This is a genomic window from Mycobacterium sp. 852002-10029_SCH5224772 (genome assembly GCF_001667315.1).
Lineage (GTDB): Bacteria > Actinomycetota > Actinomycetes > Mycobacteriales > Mycobacteriaceae > Mycobacterium.
The window spans coordinates 1-1,199 of the sequence record NZ_LZHT01000093.1; the positions used below are offsets into that span (position 1 = coordinate 1).

Sequence of the window (1,199 nt, forward strand, 5' to 3'; positions counted from 1 at the left end):
ATCAATTCCGGTCGCATGTATGCGGGTCCGGGGTCGGGGCCGATGATGGCCGCGGCTGCTGCTTGGGATGAGATTGCCGCGGAGTTGGGTGTGGCGGCTACCGGTTACAACTCGGTGGTTACTGAGTTGATCAGTGGGCCGTGGGTGGGGCCGGCGTCGATGTCGATGGTTGCGGCGATCACCCCGTTTGTGAGTTGGCTCAGTGCCATGGCGGCGCAGGCCGAGGAGGCTGCCAGCCAGGGTCGGGTGGCCGCGGCGGCGTTTGAGGCGGCGTTTGCGATGACGGTGCCGCCGCCGGTGGTCGCGGCCAATCGGGTGTTGTTGGCGAATCTGGTTGCGACGAATTTTCTGGGGCAGAACACGCCGGCGATCGCGGCCACCGAGGCGCAGTACATGCAGATGTGGGCCCAGGACGCGGTCGCGATGTATGGCTATACGGGTTCGTCGCTGGCCGCTTCGGAGTTGGCGCCGTTCGCGCCGCCGCCAAAGACCACCGCCCCGGACGCAACAAGCAACCAGGCCGCCGCGGTGGGTAAGGCCGTCGCTGAGCCGGCGGGCAACACCGCACAAAGCACGTCACAGCTGGCGTCGCCACAAGCGTTGTCGCTGAATGCATCTCAAGCGGTGCAGCACGCCTCGACGACGACTGCGGTGGCTAACGGGTCGGAGTCGGGTCCGCTGCTCCAGGGGGTTGTGCAGTCCGGGGCGTCGTCCTCGAGCTCTAGTGACTACGCCGCAATAATGAAAAACACCGTGGGTCTGGCGTATTTCTCGAATGGGATGGCGCAGTTCAGTTCGTCGATCGCGCAGCAGTTGACCTTTGGTCCCGGTGGTAGCACGGCCGGTGCCGGGGGTGCGTGGTACCCGACGCCGCAGTTCGCGAGTTTGGGTTTGGGCAACCTCGGTGGTGGCGCGGTGGGCCACGTGGGCGCGGTGACCGCGGGGGCCGGGCAGGCCGCCCGGATCGGGACGTTGTCGGTGCCCCAGCATTGGGCGACGCTGACCTCGGCGGTCAGCCCGGCGACGGTTTCGGAGATGGAGGCCACGCCGGTGCAGGCCGCCGCGGCGACGGGGACCACCGGTGGACCGGCCAACGGACTGCTGCGGGGCATGCCCGCCGGCGCGCTGGGCCGGCGGGGCGCCACCGCCGGCTACACCCACAAATACGGATTCCGCTACAGCGTGCTCACCCGCCCCCT

1 protein-coding gene is annotated in these 1,199 nt (G+C 68.3%); it reads left to right on the forward strand.

Going from position 1 to position 1,199, the window contains the following annotated elements; genetic code table 11:
* On the forward strand, positions 1-1,199 hold a 1,199-nt coding region (locus A5775_RS16715), incomplete at both ends, for a PPE family protein (RefSeq protein WP_197512658.1).